General features: G+C 37.3%; 16 protein-coding genes and 1 pseudogene. 2 read left to right on the top strand and 15 right to left on the bottom strand.

Annotated features, from left to right (window positions below; all coding sequences use genetic code 11):
- Positions 1-82: 82 nt before the first annotated feature.
- The 7 genes from R4Z10_RS08645 to R4Z10_RS08615 all read right to left on the bottom strand — a co-directional run bounded on the left by R4Z10_RS08645 (position 83) and on the right by R4Z10_RS08615 (position 10,018).
- A complete protein-coding gene (locus tag R4Z10_RS08645) occupies positions 83-1,306 on the bottom strand; it encodes a type III PLP-dependent enzyme (RefSeq protein ID WP_338472778.1) in 1,224 nt (407 codons plus the stop codon).
- A 29-nt stretch (positions 1,307-1,335) separates the two neighbouring features.
- Entirely contained in the window at positions 1,336-2,559 is a 1,224-nt protein-coding gene (locus R4Z10_RS08640) for an MFS transporter (RefSeq protein WP_338472777.1), read from the bottom strand.
- Positions 2,560-2,565: 6 nt separating this feature from the next.
- Positions 2,566-4,674, bottom strand: coding sequence for an IucA/IucC family protein (locus R4Z10_RS08635; protein WP_338472776.1), 2,109 nt, complete (start codon positions 4,672-4,674; stop codon positions 2,566-2,568).
- A complete protein-coding gene (locus R4Z10_RS08630) occupies positions 4,671-6,671 on the bottom strand; it encodes an IucA/IucC family protein (RefSeq protein WP_338472775.1) in 2,001 nt (666 codons plus the stop codon). The genes R4Z10_RS08635 and R4Z10_RS08630 overlap by 4 nt, the downstream gene beginning before the upstream one ends.
- Before the next feature lie 442 nt (positions 6,672-7,113).
- Entirely contained in the window at positions 7,114-7,923 is an 810-nt protein-coding gene (locus R4Z10_RS08625) for an ABC transporter ATP-binding protein (RefSeq protein WP_338472774.1), read from the bottom strand.
- A 38-nt stretch (positions 7,924-7,961) separates the two neighbouring features.
- A complete protein-coding gene (locus R4Z10_RS08620; RefSeq protein WP_338472773.1) occupies positions 7,962-9,017 on the bottom strand; it encodes an iron ABC transporter permease in 1,056 nt (351 codons plus the stop codon).
- Positions 9,014-10,018: an iron ABC transporter permease gene (locus R4Z10_RS08615; protein ID WP_338472772.1), complete on the bottom strand. Its 1,005-nt coding sequence runs from the start codon at positions 10,016-10,018 to the stop codon at positions 9,014-9,016. The genes R4Z10_RS08620 and R4Z10_RS08615 overlap by 4 nt, the downstream gene beginning before the upstream one ends.
- Positions 10,019-10,206: 188 nt before the next feature.
- Here R4Z10_RS08615 and R4Z10_RS08610 point away from each other — a divergent pair, with 188 nt between their 5' ends.
- A complete protein-coding gene (locus R4Z10_RS08610; RefSeq protein WP_338472771.1) occupies positions 10,207-11,175 on the top strand; it encodes an iron-siderophore ABC transporter substrate-binding protein in 969 nt (322 codons plus the stop codon).
- A 427-nt stretch (positions 11,176-11,602) separates the two neighbouring features.
- On the opposite strand, the gene R4Z10_RS08605 is transcribed toward R4Z10_RS08610, so the two are convergent.
- On the bottom strand, positions 11,603-11,962 hold the full coding sequence (locus R4Z10_RS08605) for a 2Fe-2S iron-sulfur cluster binding domain-containing protein (RefSeq protein WP_338472770.1): 360 nt from the start codon (positions 11,960-11,962) through the stop codon (positions 11,603-11,605).
- Positions 11,963-12,107: 145 nt separating this feature from the next.
- On the opposite strand from R4Z10_RS08605, the gene R4Z10_RS08600 reads away from it, so the two are divergent.
- Positions 12,108-12,572, top strand: a complete 465-nt coding sequence (locus R4Z10_RS08600) for a hypothetical protein (RefSeq protein ID WP_338472769.1) — start codon at positions 12,108-12,110, stop codon at positions 12,570-12,572.
- 53 nt (positions 12,573-12,625) lie between these two features.
- Here the strand turns inward: R4Z10_RS08600 and R4Z10_RS08595 are convergent.
- The 7 genes and pseudogenes from R4Z10_RS08595 to R4Z10_RS08565 all read right to left on the bottom strand — a co-directional run bounded on the left by R4Z10_RS08595 (position 12,626) and on the right by R4Z10_RS08565 (position 17,780).
- A pseudogene (locus R4Z10_RS08595) lies at positions 12,626-13,478 on the bottom strand (family 1 encapsulin nanocompartment shell protein).
- 22 nt (positions 13,479-13,500) lie between these two features.
- A complete protein-coding gene (locus R4Z10_RS08590; protein WP_338472768.1) occupies positions 13,501-14,091 on the bottom strand; it encodes an IMEF encapsulin system ferritin-like cargo protein in 591 nt (196 codons plus the stop codon).
- Between the two features lie 494 nt (positions 14,092-14,585).
- The gene (locus R4Z10_RS08585) at positions 14,586-15,173 is read right to left on the bottom strand and encodes a nitroreductase (RefSeq protein WP_338472767.1); all 588 of its coding nucleotides are present in this window, start codon (positions 15,171-15,173) and stop codon (positions 14,586-14,588) included.
- Positions 15,174-15,447: 274 nt separating this feature from the next.
- The gene (locus R4Z10_RS08580; RefSeq protein ID WP_338472766.1) at positions 15,448-16,236 is read right to left on the bottom strand and encodes a PD-(D/E)XK nuclease family protein; all 789 of its coding nucleotides are present in this window, start codon (positions 16,234-16,236) and stop codon (positions 15,448-15,450) included.
- A 414-nt stretch (positions 16,237-16,650) separates the two neighbouring features.
- Complete coding sequence (locus tag R4Z10_RS08575; RefSeq protein WP_338472765.1) at positions 16,651-16,932, bottom strand: DUF2325 domain-containing protein; 282 nt, start codon at positions 16,930-16,932, stop codon at positions 16,651-16,653.
- Between the two features lie 26 nt (positions 16,933-16,958).
- Positions 16,959-17,084 carry a hypothetical protein gene (locus R4Z10_RS08570; RefSeq protein WP_338472764.1) on the bottom strand — a complete coding sequence of 42 codons (126 nt, stop codon included), beginning with the start codon at positions 17,082-17,084 and terminating at the stop codon, positions 16,959-16,961.
- A gap of 252 nt (positions 17,085-17,336) precedes the next feature.
- A complete protein-coding gene (locus tag R4Z10_RS08565; protein ID WP_338472763.1) occupies positions 17,337-17,780 on the bottom strand; it encodes a JAB domain-containing protein in 444 nt (147 codons plus the stop codon).
- Positions 17,781-18,689 lie beyond the last annotated feature (909 nt).

Raw genomic sequence — 18,689 nt, 5'->3', positions numbered from 1 at the left:
TCTTAATTTTAATGTTGGGTAATTAGGCTTTTTATATTTAGTGATAGTACAAAATAGAATTTAAAAATAATGTTCGAGTTTGCTAGATTTTTTGTACCAGAACAGGTCCATCAATAATGGATCCAGATTCTATGTAGAAGTGCTCCGGATGCGAATGACTGAGAAAATCATGGTGAGAAATTGCCCATCCATAGGCTCCTGCATAACTGAAAAGAAGAATATCTCCAATTCTTACCCGTGAAACAGATACATCTCTTGCTAGTACATCGTTAGGAGTGCATAGTTCCCCTGCTACAGTAATCATAGCCTTGCTTACTTCAGGACGTTCGAAAGGATATGGCCACTTTTCTACTGGTACGATTGTAAAAGGATGACTTTGTTTCCATGCTGCTGGGAGTCTTAAGTGATGACTTCCCCCACGAAGTACACAAAAATACTGATCATGATTTTGTTTGATATCCAATACCTCTGCTGCATAGTAGCCACATGAAGAAGTAATGTAACGACCACATTCAAAAAACGTCCGCCATTTCGCATCTTTGTGCTTTTCTAATACTCTATTTAAACCCATTGTAAAGTCGTCCCAATCAAACTGCTCTTCTATCTTTTGATAGTTAATTCCAATACCTCCGCCTACATTAACATAAGAGATGTCTATACCCCACTCTTTTTTCCATATTTTTGCTAGTTCGAAACAATGATCAACAAAGTAAGCATGGGCTTTGGAAACCATATTATTGGACATGGCATGAAAATGGAAACCAAGGAGTTTCACATTCGGGAAAGATTTTGCTAAAGCAATCGCAATGGGCACTTCTTGCTCATCAATTCCAAATTGTGTCGGCACGCCTGCCATTTTCAATTGTGCGTTCGGAACGGAACGACGCAGATTGACACGCAGCAAAATAGAAACTGTTGTTCCTATTTGACTGGCAATATGATTCACCAACTGTAATTCATGTAAACTCTCGACATGGAGTAAAGTAACTCCGTAACGAATTGCCTCTTTAATCTCCTCTTGTGTTTTCCCTGGTCCGCCGAACAGGATGGGGATTTTCTTATCCACCGTTCTAACTTTCTCAATCTCTCCTAGTGAAGCTACTTCAAACCCATGTACAATTGGAGCCAATGTTTTAAGAAGAGTTTCATCTGAGTTTGCTTTAATGGCATAAAATAAACTACAACTTGGCGGAAGAGTTGTCACTAAATTATTTACATGATGACGTAGTTTCGATAAGTCATATAAATAAGCACAAAAAGGATCCTCTCGTTCCATTCTGAGAGATTGGACGATTTTTTCTATCATATTCTTTCACTCCCATATATATATGACAATTACAATTTCAAAATCTGGCGCCTTATTATGACAATAACCAAGGTTATGCCAATACAACCTAATCCCATTACAACACCTGCCCATTGAGTTCCAGCCCATGTGGCAACAACCCCAATGAGTATTGCTCCTAAAGGAATAAAACCTCTATCCATTAAAGCAATGCTTAAAATCCTCCCACGTAGTTGATCGGGTACATACATCTGTAAAGTAATACGGCTTAATGTTCGGTAGATTTGACTCGTTAATCCAACAAAAAACATTGCGGCACCTGCTACGAACAAATTTCTAGTTCCTATGAAGAGAAGTAAAGAAATTCCAAAACCTATAATGGAATAAATCAACCACTTTCCCGCTGCCTTGATCTCTTTACCAAGAGAGAGCCATGTCGTACCGACTATTGCACCGACAGATGAAACCGATAAAAGTATTCCAAAACCTCCAGGTCCAAGGTTTAAAAGATCTCTAGAAAACAACGGTAACATGGTTGTGTAGGGAAAACCAAATACCATTGGAACAATCGCTAAAATGAGTAAGGATTGAACAGAGGGCTGACTTTTTACATAATCTACTGCCTCACGAAGAGTTGTTTTCTTCCCTTTCTTTTTATCATAAATTGGAAAATTATAAGTGCGAATCATCAGTAAAGAGACTAGTACACCTAACGTCCCCCACGCATTAATATAAAATAATTGAGCAATATCAATCATGGCAATTAATGCCCCTGCAAGCGCTGGTCCAATAATACGAGAAAGATTAATGACCATCGTATTAATTGCGATAGCACTTGCCATAGAGCTTTGAGGCACGAGATTGGGAACTAACGCATTCCGAATAGGCGGGTCCATCGCTGCGAGCATGGATCGGAGTGTAACAACGAACGCAAAAACCCAAAAGGGCGGTCCTGCCTCGACAAGATAGCCAAGGCAAAACGTCAACAACATCATTCCTATCTGAAGCCAAATGAGTAATTTTCTTCTATCATATCGATCAGCCAAAATACCCGCCGGTATACTCAGTAAAAAAGCAGGAACTAAACGGCAAGCATTGATAATCCCCAAATGAATTGGTGAGTTCGTGAATTGTAATACCGCCCAATTTAAAGCGACTAAATCCATCCAATCTCCTACCCGTGTTACCAAACTTCCAGTCATAAAAATTCTGAATGTTCTTGAGTGAAGGGCAAAGCTTGGAGACTTTTGAATCTGAACATCTATTTGTGCCATGACCTCTTATTCCTTCCTCCTAAATTCGTGAAGAGGATTAGGGACGATGGCATAGGAATATGCCTTCCCTTCAGGTTCTAAGCGCATTTTAGTCAGTGCCTTGTGATCGACTTCAGCTTGGAACAATGCTTCCCTGTCTAAACATACACTTTCTGCATATTGGGGGTCGGATTCAAGTTGATCAAATACTTTTTCACAAATCCGATAAATCTCCTGCCATAGCTCTCCTTCTCCCAAACCAAAATGCTTGGATATTTGCAGTGTCAACTCCCCGCAATGATTCTGGAATACCGTATAAAATACCTTATTATGCATTTCCTTTAGACTGTCCGTAACCGTAACGGAACCAGGATAAAATGGTACTTGAACTTGATGTGCTTGAAGCCTATTTCGATAAATTCTCGTTCCTCCCCAATCACGAAACAGCAAACGAACAGGACGTCCCTCTTTAAAGACCATCACACTGTTTTGCAAGTGACCCTCTAAACCAATCCCATACTTTACCATGAGGGTAAGAAAACCTGGAAGTGCGATGGAAACATATTCTGAGAAGAACTGAAATGCCGCCTTACGAAGTGACGTTCCCTTCCTATTTTCAGCAGACCTTTCAATTAATTCAATAAGAATAGGCTTCTCCGTGATGGGTGATTCAGCAAAAAGTGAGCTTCCAACGATCGCTACTTCATCCAAAGCTACAAATGTTTCTACAGTCTCACGTATCACAGCAGATAGATTTCTGCATTTTAGCTCATTTACTTCTGTTGCTTTCATTTTGAAATTAAATCCTGCACACTCACAAACAGGTACAAACGTTTTCAAAAGACCTTGTTCTTCTTGCATAATGGAACGAATGAGTCGAGTAAAAACAGTTGCGTTGTTTGTAGTGTTTGGAGATATGGAGCGAACAGTAGAAGTCATCTGACTGTTTACTGCTACTTTGATGGCATATTTTGTTATCTCCCCCTTCGCAAGAGGTACAACAGTTCTAAAAGAAGATGTTGCCCCACTTGAAACGGTGAAGTCATGTATAGGAACCACGATCTGATTCTTTATTTCTAAGTCATAGATATCTGGTATTGATTTTTCTAGTTGCCAGGGATGCACGGGAACGAACAAATAATCGTTCATACAAAGACCTTGTTCAGTGAATTCTCGTTCTACCACCTTTGGTAATTCTGGATACTGTTTAAAAAGAAATGCATTGGCATCCTCTTTATTTTCGGTGATAACATTCCACTCCGCATAATCCTTCCGAATTCCGACAAACTTTATAGCTGCTACTCCATCGAATTCTGGTGCGTAACGAAATACATCTTCCGGTTCCATGCCTATTTTCGTTTTTGTACCTGGATGAAGGTTATGTCCTTCTACGGATAATTGTTCAAAAAACAAACTTGAATCAAACGTACGATTTTCTCTCTTTTGGGACAGTACCCAATCGATCGCTGTGGTGATTCCTTGTTCTTTTGCTTTTTGCTGAAGCTTCTTTTTCTTCTCGTCCCAATAAGCATAGGAAAGCGCCAAATTCGCACTTCCATTTATTAATTCCTCCGCTAGTTTCACCCAACCACTTTCCTTCCTTTCAGGATGAAACTCTTCCTTTTCACGCAGCAACTGGAGCAGTTCAATCGAGTGTTCGATTGTTCTAACTCCATCTTTGGAAGCATGTAAAATCGCTCCATTTACTTCTACTCGATTAAATGCATAGGTTCGACTTATAGGAATTACGAGACACTCTTTCACAGAAAGAGAATATAACTTATATATTTTTCCACTCTCTAAGCCGTATGTATGGAGGGTTCCAATAATCATTTGCCAATACTCATCAATGGCTTGAACATTTAAAGCATGAATAGAGTCAATAACATACAAATCATGTGAACTTGTGGCAAGCCCCATAATATCCTCACGTAACATGGACTCTGTTAACCGACGTAAAATCCCAAGGCGCCCTTTTGTGAGAGCTGACACATATGGAGATACCATATCAGGGTAATTATTTTTCAAAAAAGTAAGTATTTTTATTTCATCTTGCAACATAAGCCCTTGTCTGAAATTCGTATATTCTGTACGTAAAATATCGGTCTCCAGAAGTTGGTGTATACTTGCCCTCATGACTGAGTCTCTCCTTTCCATTCCATCATAGGATTCGGAACCTCTATAAATGAATAGTCAGTAATATCTCCTCGCAGTCGCATCGTCGTAAGAGCCTTTAGGTTAATCATAGGTTGAAAAAGAGCCTGTTCATCGGCTATAGCTTGTTCTGCAATAGATGGGTCTTTTTTAAGTTCTTCAAACACAACTTTACATACGGCAACTACCTGCTTCCAAAGCTTCTCTTCATCGATTCCTAGAGCACGAACAATGCATGTGATCAATTCAGCAAAATGGTTTTGCATAACCGAGTATGAAATAATATTTCTTAATTCAACTACCTTATCTGTTACAATGGAGGATCTAGGATAAAACTCTGCTTGAAATCCTTGTTTTTGCAATCTTTCTGGTAAAATTCGTGCACCCCCGAAGTCTCTCAAAAGAATACGCACTAACTCTCCATTCCGAAAAACAGAGACACTATTTTGCATGTGACCTTCTAAACTAATTCCATATCGTACCATCAGGGTTAAAAAGCCCGGTAACGATGCTTGCGCATATCTTTGAATAAATAAAACTGCCGCCTCTCTGACATCAGATAAACCATAGTAACCAGCTAACTCCTCAATTAATTCAATTGCTATAGGTTTGCCACTTATTGGTGACTCTGCTATTAGCGCTGCGGCAGCCATTGGAATTTCTTTTTCGTTTTTAACATAGTTCTCCGGATTCTCCCGCATAATTGATGCCAAATTAGCCTGTAGTGTCCAGCGCTCCTCCTCCGACAATGTTGGTTTTATTGGTTGGAAATAAACACCTGCACGTTCTTGAAGAACAACAAAGCTTCCCCAAAAGTGATTTTCCCTTTCTTGAATGTTACCTAATATTTTTGAAAGGATTGGCCCATTTACCACAGAATTAGGTGATACAATACGTACAGCACTAGTGGTTTGTATATTGACGGCTGTTTTTATATGATGCCTTCCCTGTCCAAGTTTTTGGAGGGGAGCTAACGAACGAAAAGAAACTAATGACTGTGTCGCAATACGGAAGTCTGAAATAGGAACTATGATTTTCTGTTCGATTTCTTTTTTGTATAGGGAGTATACGGCATGATCAAACTGCCACGGATGTACAGGAATCAATTCGAAATGGGCAGGATTTAATCCCTGATTATGTAATGTATTTTCAACAAATGATTGTAAGCCTTCATACTCTTGATATAGACGAGTGGTTACGGTGTAGTCATCAATGGAAGTGGTTTGACAGTAATCTTTTAGAACCGCCACAACAGCTACTTCTGGAGTGGCACCCCATTCTGGTGAATACCGGATGACATCTGCTACATCAAGACCAAACTTTGTCTTTGCCCCAGGGTGTAAAGAATGACCTTCTACGACCCATTGTTCATAAAAAGCCAATGGACTAAATTTCTCATTGTCCTTACTCTGTTTAATCACCCAGTCGAGTGAGGTCTGTATATTTATTGATTTGGCAATTGTAATTAAGTCCCTTTTTCTTCGGGCAGCACCTACCAGTGCTAAGGTTAGATTGGCCACTCCATTTTGAATCTCCATTTTAAATCGTTGAAATTGCTCTTCCGGTACTTCGTTTAATAATCCTTCTTGCCTCAGCAACTCTAGAAGTTCAACAGGATGTGTAAGTACTCTAGAATACTCATGACCATAAACTACAGCATCACCCCCCACATCGAATCTTCCAAGTGAATGTCGCTTCTTAACTTCAACTTGCAGTATTTTTCCACTAGACAGCTGAATGCAGATACTTGTCCCATCTCCTTCTATCCATGAGACTCTCTCTTCTTCAATTAGCTTTTCTCGTATAAGTGCCTGAAATAGACGTTGAAAGATCCCCCTTCGTCCTGCCTCTAGATTTGCCAGGAACGATTCTTCCAAAACAGGCTCTTTACTCCTGATGTAAGCTAACGTTTTTAACTCTTCCACATCAAAATCCTCTTTTTCGATTACTCGAGTGCATTCGATTTGTATTGAACCCATTTCTCCACATCCTTTACCAAAAACTTTTTTAAACCACCTTTATGACAATGATAATCATTATCATTATATTGTACGAATATTATAATAAGTGATAATGATTATCATTGTCATCTAACTAAAGTACTAAAAATATTGGATGATTTTTAGAAGAAACTTTATAAGAGGCCTACACCGTTTAATTATTAATAGAATAAAATTTTATGATTAAAGTTATAAAAAAAACTGCACCCAAATTGATAGTATGTTTAACAATTGAGTGCAGTTATATAAATAATGGTTTTTTGGCAGCCCGAATGCTTAAAATATAGAACTAATTCTATGTTTTAAAAGATTTAAACATGATGATACCTCAAAAAAATCTACGATTGAATGCATACTAGCTTATTTTTCTTCTTTTTACTTTGAATTTTGATTTAACCTTCTTGAGAACATACTTCTCCATTCATACGGCCCCTTTGTAAATATATCTTCCTTTTCCGTGTGGAATACAAAGTGGAGTTCCAAACAATGGGTCAAAGGTAATTTCACAATCCATACCAAATACACTCTTAACTAGTTTACGATTAATAACATTTTCCGGCTTTCCCTGTGCAAAGATTTTTTGGTCTTTGATTGCAACAATATTATGGGCATAACGACATGCCAAATTTAAATCATGAAGAACCATGACAATCGTTCTTTGTTCATTTTCATTTAAATCAAATAACAAATCCAATATTTCAATTTGATGTGTCATATCAAGGTATGTTGTCGGTTCATCAAGCAGGATAATATCCGTATCCTGTGCTAATGTCATTGCAATCCATGCTCTTTGACGTTGCCCGCCAGATAAGGAATCAACAGCCCGATCCTTTAAATCTTCTATTCCTGTCGCAGCTAATGCCCTGTTTACTTTCTTCTCATCTTCCTTTGCCCACTGCTTTAGCCATGTTTGATGGGGATAGCGCCCTTGCTTAACTAGCTGTAGAACACTGAGACCTTCGGGTGCAACGGATGACTGAGGAAGAATAGCCATTTGCTTGGCAACCTCCTTCGTTGACATTTTTGCAATTGCATTTCCTTCTAATAAAACAGCCCCTGCTTTCGGTTTTAATAAGCGTGCTATTGAGCGAAGAAGCGTAGACTTTCCACAGCCATTTCCGCCAATAAAAACGGTAATTTCACCTTTTGGAATGTTAAGATTTAACTCATCAATAATGATGGTATCTCCATATGAAAGAGTTAGACCTTTCGTTTCAATTGCCTGTGCCATTGGATTCACTCCTTTTTGCAATTTTATATTCTACTTTTCTATGAATTCCGAGTTTTAAACAATAAGTATATAAAATAAGGTGCTCCGATTGCCGAGGTAAATACCCCTGCAGGAATTTCTAATGGAGAAAATAACGTTCTACCAACCAAGTCCGCCAGCATAACAAGAATGCCTCCGATTAATGCTGAAACAGGTAACAAAGCACCAAAAGAAGAGCCTACAAGTCTTCTTGCCATATGCGGTGCCATTAATCCAACGAACCCAATCCCCCCGGCAAAAGCAACAGAACTTCCTATGAGCGCCGTACTGATCATCATGAGGAAAAAACGCTGTCGTTGAACATGACTCCCTACCCCAGTCGCAATCTCATCACCAAGTTCTTGTACATTCATGTTTCTTACCATCATCAAAGCGACCGTGACAAGAATGACCGTACAAGGAAGCAAAATACTAACATGATCCCAAGTGGACCCATGTACAGTTCCGGTAATCCAAATATTTGCCTGACTTGCCCGATAAATCGGACCTAAAATCATCATTAAAGTCGTGAGGGCTTGCATAAGCGCTGATATCCCAATCCCTATTAATACAAGGCGTATAGGTGCTATTCCATTTTTCCATGCTAACAAATAAACTAGGATCGCAATGACACCAGCACCTATAAAGGCAGCTAATGGCATCCATTTAATACTTACGGTTAAAGCGTTATTCTCATCACTGAAAAAGGCCAAAAACCCAACAACAGCTACTGCTGCCCCGCCAGTAATTCCTAAAATATCAGGAGAGGCTAACGGGTTTCGAATCATTCCTTGCAAGATTCCACCTGCAACAGCCAATGAAATCCCTACCATAAGTGCAATAATAATTCTTGGTAAGCGAAAGGACGTTACAACGAGTTGTTCCATCTCCGTACCCCCACCAAAAAAGACTAGTAAAACCGTGAGAGGGCTAATGTTCATCTCACCAATTCCCGTACTGATAATAAAAATGAATGCAGCCACCATGACCATAATGGTTAATACTTTTGCGGCCCGTTTATCCAAAAGAAAGGAGATTTTTCCTTTAAACCATCTGACACTTTTATAAGGACTCATTTTGAATTAAACCCCTTTCTTGCAATATAGATAAAGAATGGCGTACCAATAATGGCCGTCATAACTCCTACAGGAACTTCCTCCGGCATGATCACATAGCGTGCCAAAATATCCGCCGCTAGTAGAAGAATGCCCCCGAGCAGACCTGAAAATGGAATGACCCAGCGATGGTCGATTCCTATAATTGATCGTGCGATGTGTGGAACTACAATTCCGATAAATCCAATCGGTCCAGCAATGGCTACCGAACCACCTGATAAAAGAATAATGACTATTGCTGCTCCTATTTTTAGAAATCCTGTATATAGTCCTAATCCCTTTGCTACATCCTCCCCCATTGATAAAACATTCATCTTAGAAGAGAGAATTATCGCTCCTATCCAACCAACTAGTAAATAGGGCAGTACGGAAGTTAATATTTCGAGCTTCCTGCCCTGAACAGACCCTGCTAACCAAAACAAAACCTGCTCAAGGGCCACTTCATCTATTACGAGAAATCCCTGGGTAAAAGCTGAAAACATAGCAGCCATCGCAGCCCCCGCCAGTGTAAGCTTGATCGGTGTCAACCCTTCTCTTCCAACAGAGCCTATTAGATAAACTCCAATGGCGGCAAAGGCTGCACCTAAAAACGCTACCCATGTGATAGCTTGCAGATTTCCCATCGAGAATACAGTCACCCCGATGACAACAGCGAAACCCGCACCAGCATTTACACCAAAGATATCCGGAGATGCAAGAGGATTTTTCGTTAATGTTTGCATAAGTACACCCGCAATAGCTAAACTGCTACCTACAGCTGCAGCTATGAGCGCCCTAGGTAATCGAACAGTTGTGATAACGAGGTGTTCGTTTGTTCCATTATTACTTTGAAAAGCATCCCATGCTATTTTCCAATTTGTATCTGTGTAACCATATACAATGCTGGCACACATTAACAATATTAATAAGATAATTGTTATGAAAAGAGCTATTAATCTCTGTCTATTATTCTTTAAAAACATATCTATTACCCTTCCGATACTATTTATTTAATTAATAAATTTAGTCTATTTTAAATACTATAAATCTGTCAATGATAATGATAATTATTTTCATTTAGTTATTGACAGAAGATATGGAATCGTTTTAATATATCTAGTAACTGAAAATGATAATCATTTACACTTATACTTAGGGGGAGAATACAAAAATGAAATCTATGAGAACCATATTATCCATTCTATCCATCATGCTGATCTTTATCTTAGCTGCATGCGGAGGCAATGATAAAGTGAACAATGCCGAAGAGAAAGGGAACAGTCCTAAAACAGAAGATACAAGCTATACAGTTGAGCATGCCATGGGCACAACGACAATCGAAAAAACACCTGAAAAAGTCGTCATTCTAACAAATGAAGGAACGGAAGCCCTTTTAGCTCTTGGTGTCACGCCTGTTGGTGCTGTCCAATCTTTTACAGGAGATCCTTGGTATGATCATATTGCCGATGAAATGAAAGACGTTGAGGTAGTTGGATTAGAAAGTGAAGTAAATGTAGAAGCCATTGCTGCCTTGCAGCCAGACTTAATTATTGGAAATAAAATGCGTCAAGAAGCTATTTACGAGCAGCTAAGCGCTATTGCTCCTACTGTATTTGCAGAAGACTTACGAGGCAATTGGAAACACAACTTTGAACTTTATGCAAAAGCACTTAATAAAGAAGACAAAGGAAAAGAAGTAATAGAGGAATACGATGCTCGTATCGCCAATCTAAAAGAACAACTTGGGGATAAATTAAATATGACGATCTCTATGGTTCGCTTTATGGCAGGAGATGTTCGTATTTATCAAAAAGATTCTTTTTCTGGAGTAATTCTAGATCAGCTTGGATTTGCTAGACCAGAAAGTCAAAATGTAGACGAGTTTGCGATAAAAGGAGCTACGAAAGAACAAATTCCTCTAATGGATGGAGATATTCTCTTCTACTTTACATATGAAACTGGGGATGGTACTGCTTCTCAGCTTGAAAAAGAATGGTTAGAGGACCCTATATTCCAAAACCTTGAAGTAGCAAAAAAAGGCGAAGTACACAAAGTAGATGACGTCATTTGGAATACAGCAGGCGGTATAAAAGCTGCCCACTTAATGTTAGATGACATTGAAAAAATATTTCTAAAGTAAGAGGATAAATACCTTAAGTAAAATATGGAAAAAGAAGCATCGATTCCTTACACTAGTGGATCGATGCTTTTAATTATTTTTTATAAATTTCCTGTTATTAGTTCATATGGTAATGAAGCTCTAACTTCTTTACCATATTTTATTGAAGCAATTGTTATTCAAAATGAATTGGAATCATTTTTAAACACTATACTTACATATTTTAATAGTTTACATAATAATTTATTGTTATTATAAGGGATTTCGGAAGAAAACATATTATTGCTTTTTACACGCGGTTTAATTATACACATCTTTACTCAACACCTTAACTTGCAAAACGAAACAATACCTTAATAATAGTTGGTATATTCTTCTCTCATCATAAATAATATTTTAAAGAAAAAGAAGATAGAATCGATGTAAACTAGATTACTACAACCAATCATCACCTGGCTATAGCCTGACAGGCTAGACGAAATCTTCTATGTATTAAGTCGTTTAATTTCTTCTCCTCAAGATAATTTGCTGGTTGGAGATAAGTGCTCCCATTCAATAATTCCACCCTACATTTACCGCAGGTGCCCTTTTTACATTTATAATCTAAAAATACATTTTGTTCGAGGGCTGCATCTAATATAGATTGGCCTTTTTTCACTTCTACTTGAAAATAACGTTGATTTTGTTTAATTTCTAATACCCTATTTGGTTGATTGACAGGCAGTTTATTCATATAAATAGGTTGATCTATCGTAATCGTTTGCTTCATGTGATTATACTTTAAGGAGCCTATTGTTAATTTTTTCATCAATTGTATCCCCTTTTAAAAAACAAATTTTTTGAATATTTTATTGAAAATTATCTTGACCGCCCGCCTATTTGCTTTGTATAATGATGATAATGATAATTGTTCTCAATGATTTTTTCCTTCTAACTACAAAGGAGGCTACAACATGAAACATCAAATCAAAGGTCTTAAGGATATCCATAAATTACTAATCAACGAAAGAACAATTGGCGGTGCGATTGAAGTAAACACCCTCCGCCTTTGCACTGGAGAAGTTTATCCAAATGCTGTAATCACCCATATCGATTTATTAGGATCTTCTATTTATTCAATCGGATTCATGACAGAAGATCATCAAAACATTATTATTAATATCTCTGAACTTAGTTTACTACTAGAACCTAAACATAAAAAAATAGTTGAATTAAACAATAAAGCATACAAAAAAACTAAAACTGAACAAAAAATAAAATACTTAAAAAGATTATTTGAAGTCAATAAAGACAGCTTCAATTCAATCTTCCATGATGAGGCAAAATTGATCATTGAAGATATTGGCCTCCATGCAGCCACAAAAGAAATAAATACCGGACTGATCTACTCGGAAAATAAAATCTTTTCCATTGCTTAATTTAAACAGCAGGATGATATCATTCTACTGTTTTAACCGAATTTAGCAGCAATTTATTCAGAGAAATCTTCTAATGTACAGATAGCTGTAGGACGTTTAACTCTCGGAACAATAGTTTCGTAAACACGGAAATAATAATTCATATTATCTTGATCCAAAAATGTCGTGTCAAAATCACTGGCTATAGCCAAATCTATATTTTGTTTCCCTGCATCTAGCACAACACCTACCTGTACCGCTTTTTATCATTGGGGATTGAAAAACGCCGGCTGTCATCAATTCTCGAATATGTTCAATCTCCAATACGTGCGTTCCTTGATGAACACGGTGTACGAGTGCATACAATTCAGGAGACAGAACAAGAGCATACGGTCCTGTATGACCCATTCTTAGGAGTTTATTTCTAGCTTCAACTACATCACTAAAAGCATTTCCAGATTCCATCCAATCACTGCGGATATGTGATAATTTACCTTTCACATTCATGATTCCCTGGATATCAAATTCCTTTGATCCGTTAAAAATGAGATCATCCTCTAATAAGGCACACTGCTGAGCCGCATTGGCTGAAGCTGAGAAGTCAATTGGATTGCCAAGCGTTTTAGCTTGCTGAATATCCCGCCAATATAAAATGAAATCTTTATATAACATAGGAATTGTAAGGGTTACTCTCTTTGAGGGTACAGATAGTCCTAAGTCTTCACCATGAAAACTGATGGCTCCTCGTTCAGGATTTTCATATATATCATTTGTCACTGATTGAACCCCTTCGCCAAGTGGTCCATATATGTCTATAAATCTTCTACCAATGAGCTGCTTTTTTACACTCTCAAACACAGTTAGATCGAGTTCCTGCCATTCCTCTCTTGTTAAGGAAGACTCAGGAAATTGAGCCGATTTATCCATAATTATCACTTCTCCCTTTATTTTATCTTTGTTTTAGACTGCCAACGGTTAACGTTTTTCTCAAAGTTTGTTTTGATTGATTACGCTCATGTGAATGATCATGTGAATAAGCCTCAATTTTTACATTCGAACTCTTTCCTTCTTTTTCATCGGTTGGAATAGATGTATCCAATTGAATACCACCTTGAAATTCTTGATTCAATTTTTCCAAGATAGTTTTCATTTGTTGATAATCATCATAAGTAAAGTCCCTTAATGTTTGGATTTTTCCTTCAAGTTCGGTTCCTTTAAATTGAAAAAGAGATAAATCTAAGTGTTCTAAAAAATTATGTAGGCCAAACTTCTCTAAACTTATGTCTTGTAAAAGGTGTATAAATTCAAGCTGGTTACTAGCTATACTATGTTCATCTTTTAGGAATGCTTGAATCTTTGGTAGCAAAATATCCAAACGATCGGAACGATGTTCTTCTTCTTCATAAATATGATGCCAATAAAGGCGCTCGTGGTCATCCTTCGCATTTTCAATGACCGGTGTTATAATCTCCATAAATTCCATTAATGCATTTTTTGTTCGATTAAAAATGGTATCTATTTCCTTAAAAGTCACTTCCATGCTATTCCCCCCTTTAAATATTCATTACCTCATTTATATCCATTTATTGGAGTTAATAAACGCATTCTAGTATTAAAGGATTCTTTTAAATAGAATATTCATAATGTTATACCCATAATTTATGAGGTATTTCAAACCATTATTATTTTCAATACCATTAATAACTTTAGGTTATTCTAAAAATTATCCCTAGTCATCTTACGGAATAATAATCATTGATGGATCCAGGGCTGCTTTCTCTTAGCCCCTTAATAATGTTAGACCCGATCAGCCCTGTATTTGCACTAGCTTTTATGGGAATCAACTGGATCCTTACTGAACTTTAACTGTACTATTAAATAAAAATATTAAGATTGCAAAAGACTTATAAACTTCTTTACTAGCTCTTCTTTAAACCTTTTTACCTTAAAATAATTAACTATGAGAAAGCCGGTAGCCAATTAAAAAAACCATAGTAACTCTCTAGAGAGGTTACTATGGGTGATGGTTGTCCTTTAATATTCTGTTGTATCTACTTCAATCCACTTGGTCTTTTCTGTAAAAGAAATTCTCTTTCCCTCCCGTTGAGGCATGTCTGGATAACCGATGTAAATAAAGCCCAACACCTCATCCCTTTCTCTTAATCCAAATAATTGTTTCATTTTTGCATGGTAGGCAGGCTTTCCTGTACGCCAAACAGCACCAAGTCCGAGAGCATGAGCAGCTAAAAGCATATTTTGAATTGCAGCATTAACTGCCCCTACCTCTTCTATCTCTATGACTTTCGGGTTATCAGAAGGAGTTACTGCTACTGTAATGATAACAGGGGCCCGAAATGGTTTTTCCTCCTCTTTTTTTAACTTCTCTTGATTTTCCTCTGTCTCTGGATCAACCATATTCTCTTTTGCAATTTCAGCTAATGTTCTACCTAAAGGGCGTCTCCCTTCTCCAGTTAAGACAAAAAATTTCCAAGGTTCTGTATGATGATGATTCGGAGCCCAAATAGCCGCTTCCAGTAATTTTTCAACTTTTTCTTTTTCGATTGGATCTGGTTTCACCTTTCCGATTGTTCTTCTCTTGAATATTGCCTCAAATAAATCCATGTTAAAGCCACCTTTCTTTTTCACACATTCGTAACTCTCATTGTGTTTTCTTACATTATACAACCTACTTAGAACTGCTTAATGAAGAGATATATGATCATATGATCTTCCGTTTCTTAAAAAATACATCACCCTAGTCAATTCACAAACCGTCCCAAAGATAAATTATAGAACGGAAAAGTCATTATTATCTTCTTTCCCATTATCGGTATCATATTAAACCAATGCTATTTTGACCTCTTAATAAAATCACTGGATACTGTTTATTATACGATCAGTGTAAAAATTCATTGTTTGGTCTAGTATTCTCTATAAAATTGTTTTGACCACCTTTACATTTGTGTGTAAAAGAACAACTCCTACATTCTGTCAGTGAATTTGTTTTTGAATAGTCATTAGGATGTTGTAGCAGGTTCTTCATATCCTTTAGATACATAATTCCTTGTGTAACATTGTTCATTGTCGGTGAAAAAGTATATTTTTCACCTTCCAATAGAGTGATAATTTCAATTCTGTCAGGAAGCTTACCAAATGCTTCACTTGAGAAGACAACCATTAAGTGATTATATAGTTGGATCATTTCTTCGTCTGCTTCTACAAGGAACTTTTTTACAGTAAAGGAATGGGTTGACCATTCTGCTAATTCAAATGTTAATGAAAGCTGAGTTTCCAATTCTTCAATGTAAGTATTCAATTTTTGTTTTAAAAATAATGGGGGCTTCTGTTCTTGCCTCGGCGATAAAAATTGAAGTAAGTGATCTGTTGTCTTTGCTAAGATCATGTAGTAGTCTACCTTCGATTCGAATAACTGTAGACTCACGTTCTTCCAAGACCTATCGATCAATTTTAATAAATTTAATTTGTGTTGTGCATTCGGTGGAAGTTGATAAAAGCGTTGGACCACCTGATTAATGATCAGTTGGACCGCCTGTCTCCATTTTACTTGGTTGGAATTTATCGATAAAATATGTTGATAATAAAATTTATAAGGACACCGTAGAAAAGACTCTAAGTGATAATCAGTCATCGTTTTCACAGAAATTACTGGATGGCTACTTGTCATTTCGTTAATCCTCCTTTTTCTTTAACGAATCGGTGACTTTAAGGCTTTTCTATCAAAATGTCTACTGCTGCACCGATTTGTGGATAAGCTGAATCACACAACCCGTTTGCGGTTGCCTTTCTTCCAGTTAAATGAATGCTCTCCATTTCATCATAAAAATCTAATAAGGTTCACCATCTCCCATGTATAAGCTCCTAACAAAATCCCATCATAATCTTCTAATTTACCGCTTTTGATACATCCATAAGGCCGTTACTTATAAGTCCAGTCCTCTCTTTCCTTTTTGCACACCATCCAAAACGGCTTCTGTCATGATTTCTGTATTACCACTCAAGCTAATATATTAAAATTAGGTTTTCCATTGATTCCCATACAAAATAGAATTATTCTTACTTTAATTTAAAAGACTAATAGCTATAGAACCCCTTTAAGCGCTTTATAAATAGAACACCAAGACCGCTTTGCATAGTAAATTGGAATCGATCGATTTTTGGCTCGCTTCTTTATAACCGAAGACAAATTATGGTTTACGTAATCCGTTAATATAAGAATGTAACTTATATTTTCTGGTAAATCTTTTTTAACCATTTGTACCTTTCTTCCGTTAATATGTAAAACTTCATCAAATCCTACAGTTGATAATTTATCTGGAATAACACCTAAATGATCTGCCCCTACGATAAGTAACGAACCCACCAATATTCCCTCCTTGCCTAAAATAGTTAATTTTCAGTCATTTCTATGTCATCAACCCCACAACATATACAATGATAGTTGCTATAATGCTCCTTAATAACATCCATCTCATCAGTAAAGCCACACCAATCACAAATTATAATTTTAATCATTTCCTTCCCTCCGCGTATATTTTCGTATTATCAAATACTTTATATAGAAAATTCTATACTTTATAATAGAGGGCTTTTGTTCTTAATTATCCAAATATAAATAATAGTCATTATCCATTAACATAATAAATGATAATGATTATCATTGTCAATGGTATTGAAGTATTTTAATAAAAAAAGTTGGTAATACCTTTCTGGATAGCGCATTCTAAATTAAAAATAAAAATAGGGAGATTGCTCTCCCTCTCTAGTTCAAATATATCCCTTTTCTTTCATGCTGTAATATTCAGCCTCTGCATTAACAATGACGTGATCCAATACATCAATCCCTAGGATCTTTCCGCATTCTACTAATCTTTTAGTTACATCTATATCTTCTCTGCTTGGATATGTATCCCCACTTGGATGTTGATGGCTTAAAATAATGGATGCGGAGTTATTTAAGATTGCAGACTCAAACACTTCTCTTGGAATAACTAAGCTCACATTTAATCCCCCAACATGGCAACGGTGAACGGCAACTACTTTATTTTTGGTATTCAGACACATCACAAAAAATACCTCTCTGTCCTCATCGCCAATAAACTCTGCTGCAATTTTTGCCGCATCCTCCGGTGAACGAATGATAAACCTTTCGTCCCCTTCTACCTCTTTGATTACCTGTTTGATTTTTAAAATTTCATAAATTGTTTTCATCTTTTCCTCTCTCCTTTCTTTGTTCGGGAGAGACTGAACAATTCGCGCAAACAGTGAGAAGGGTTCGCTAACGAAGAAGCGAACTTGCCAGAGAGGGGTAGACAAAGCCCAAGACCCACGGGCTTTGTCGTTAGAAATCGAGTGAAGCCCAATGACTTAGTTAGAGTTAGCTTGCGTTTTTTTGCAAGGTTACTCTAATTTAGCCTACTTGGCTTTGCCGATTTCTTTCCCCGATTGCCCGCCCTTCTCACTGTCATAAGCGAAATTGTTACAATGAGGAGAACGAAGGAAGGAGATAATCCACCACACCCCCGGCGGCTAGGAACAGACCGCAAGGGATGTAGACGCCTAACGGCAAAGGGCTCGATGCCCTAAAGCCGTTATAATAAAGCAAATAATTCTAAACCTGCCTTAAGCAGATTTAGAATTAGAAAGCGAACTGTATTAAGGCGAAGCCGTATACAGTCGGGTTTATGGGGGTTCAATGCTCCTATAAACCCGTCTTCCTTGCCTTTGATCTTAAAGGTTTTCGTCTCGTTCGGTATGGCGACTTGCCGTAAATGGACAGGAACCTACGGAATGTAGGCGTTAGCCGTACAGACCGTGGTTATCGGCCCATTTAATACCGAAGCGACACGTACAGAATGAAAGAAAGCGTCCTTTGCTTTCTGATCAATCTGTAGTGCTGCCGCCCAAATATGTCGATTCTTTTCCTATGTACCGGACTTAATGACCTTGTGCATTGTCCGAATGAAACGTGCTACCTCCCTACGGTTAGTAAACTTTACCTCCCTAATCTTGTAATCTATAAAACAAGCACGCTTATTTGGATCGTATGTAAGCCGATAAAATGATAACGAAATATCCCTTCGCCCATTTTTGGGGCTAGTAATTAAAATCGACTCTGAA

This window comes from Niallia sp. XMNu-256, from assembly GCF_036670015.1.
In the GTDB taxonomy this organism is placed as follows: Bacteria; Bacillota; Bacilli; order Bacillales; family Cytobacillaceae; genus Bacillus_BD.
This window is presented reverse-complemented; position numbering and strand designations above follow the sequence as displayed.

Coding starts and splice junctions, on each gene's coding strand:
- R4Z10_RS08645 (WP_338472778.1), bottom strand. CDS start 1,306: ATGATAGAAAAAATCGTCCAATCTCTCAGAATGGAACGAGAGGATCCT.
- R4Z10_RS08600 (WP_338472769.1), top strand. CDS start 12,108: ATGAAACATCAAATCAAAGGTCTTAAGGATATCCATAAATTACTAATC.
- R4Z10_RS08620 (WP_338472773.1), bottom strand. CDS start 9,017: ATGAGTCCTTATAAAAGTGTCAGATGGTTTAAAGGAAAAATCTCCTTT.
- R4Z10_RS08640 (WP_338472777.1), bottom strand. CDS start 2,559: ATGGCACAAATAGATGTTCAGATTCAAAAGTCTCCAAGCTTTGCCCTT.
- R4Z10_RS08590 (WP_338472768.1), bottom strand. CDS start 14,091: ATGGAAGTGACTTTTAAGGAAATAGATACCATTTTTAATCGAACAAAA.
- R4Z10_RS08605 (WP_338472770.1), bottom strand. CDS start 11,962: ATGAAAAAATTAACAATAGGCTCCTTAAAGTATAATCACATGAAGCAA.
- R4Z10_RS08585 (WP_338472767.1), bottom strand. CDS start 15,173: ATGGATTTATTTGAGGCAATATTCAAGAGAAGAACAATCGGAAAGGTG.
- R4Z10_RS08635 (WP_338472776.1), bottom strand. CDS start 4,674: ATGAGGGCAAGTATACACCAACTTCTGGAGACCGATATTTTACGTACA.
- R4Z10_RS08625 (WP_338472774.1), bottom strand. CDS start 7,923: ATGGCACAGGCAATTGAAACGAAAGGTCTAACTCTTTCATATGGAGAT.
- R4Z10_RS08610 (WP_338472771.1), top strand. CDS start 10,207: ATGAAATCTATGAGAACCATATTATCCATTCTATCCATCATGCTGATC.
- R4Z10_RS08630 (WP_338472775.1), bottom strand. CDS start 6,671: ATGGGTTCAATACAAATCGAATGCACTCGAGTAATCGAAAAAGAGGAT.
- R4Z10_RS08580 (WP_338472766.1), bottom strand. CDS start 16,236: ATGACAAGTAGCCATCCAGTAATTTCTGTGAAAACGATGACTGATTAT.
- R4Z10_RS08570 (WP_338472764.1), bottom strand. CDS start 17,084: ATGATTAAAATTATAATTTGTGATTGGTGTGGCTTTACTGATGAGATG.
- R4Z10_RS08565 (WP_338472763.1), bottom strand. CDS start 17,780: ATGAAAACAATTTATGAAATTTTAAAAATCAAACAGGTAATCAAAGAG.
- R4Z10_RS08615 (WP_338472772.1), bottom strand. CDS start 10,018: ATGTTTTTAAAGAATAATAGACAGAGATTAATAGCTCTTTTCATAACA.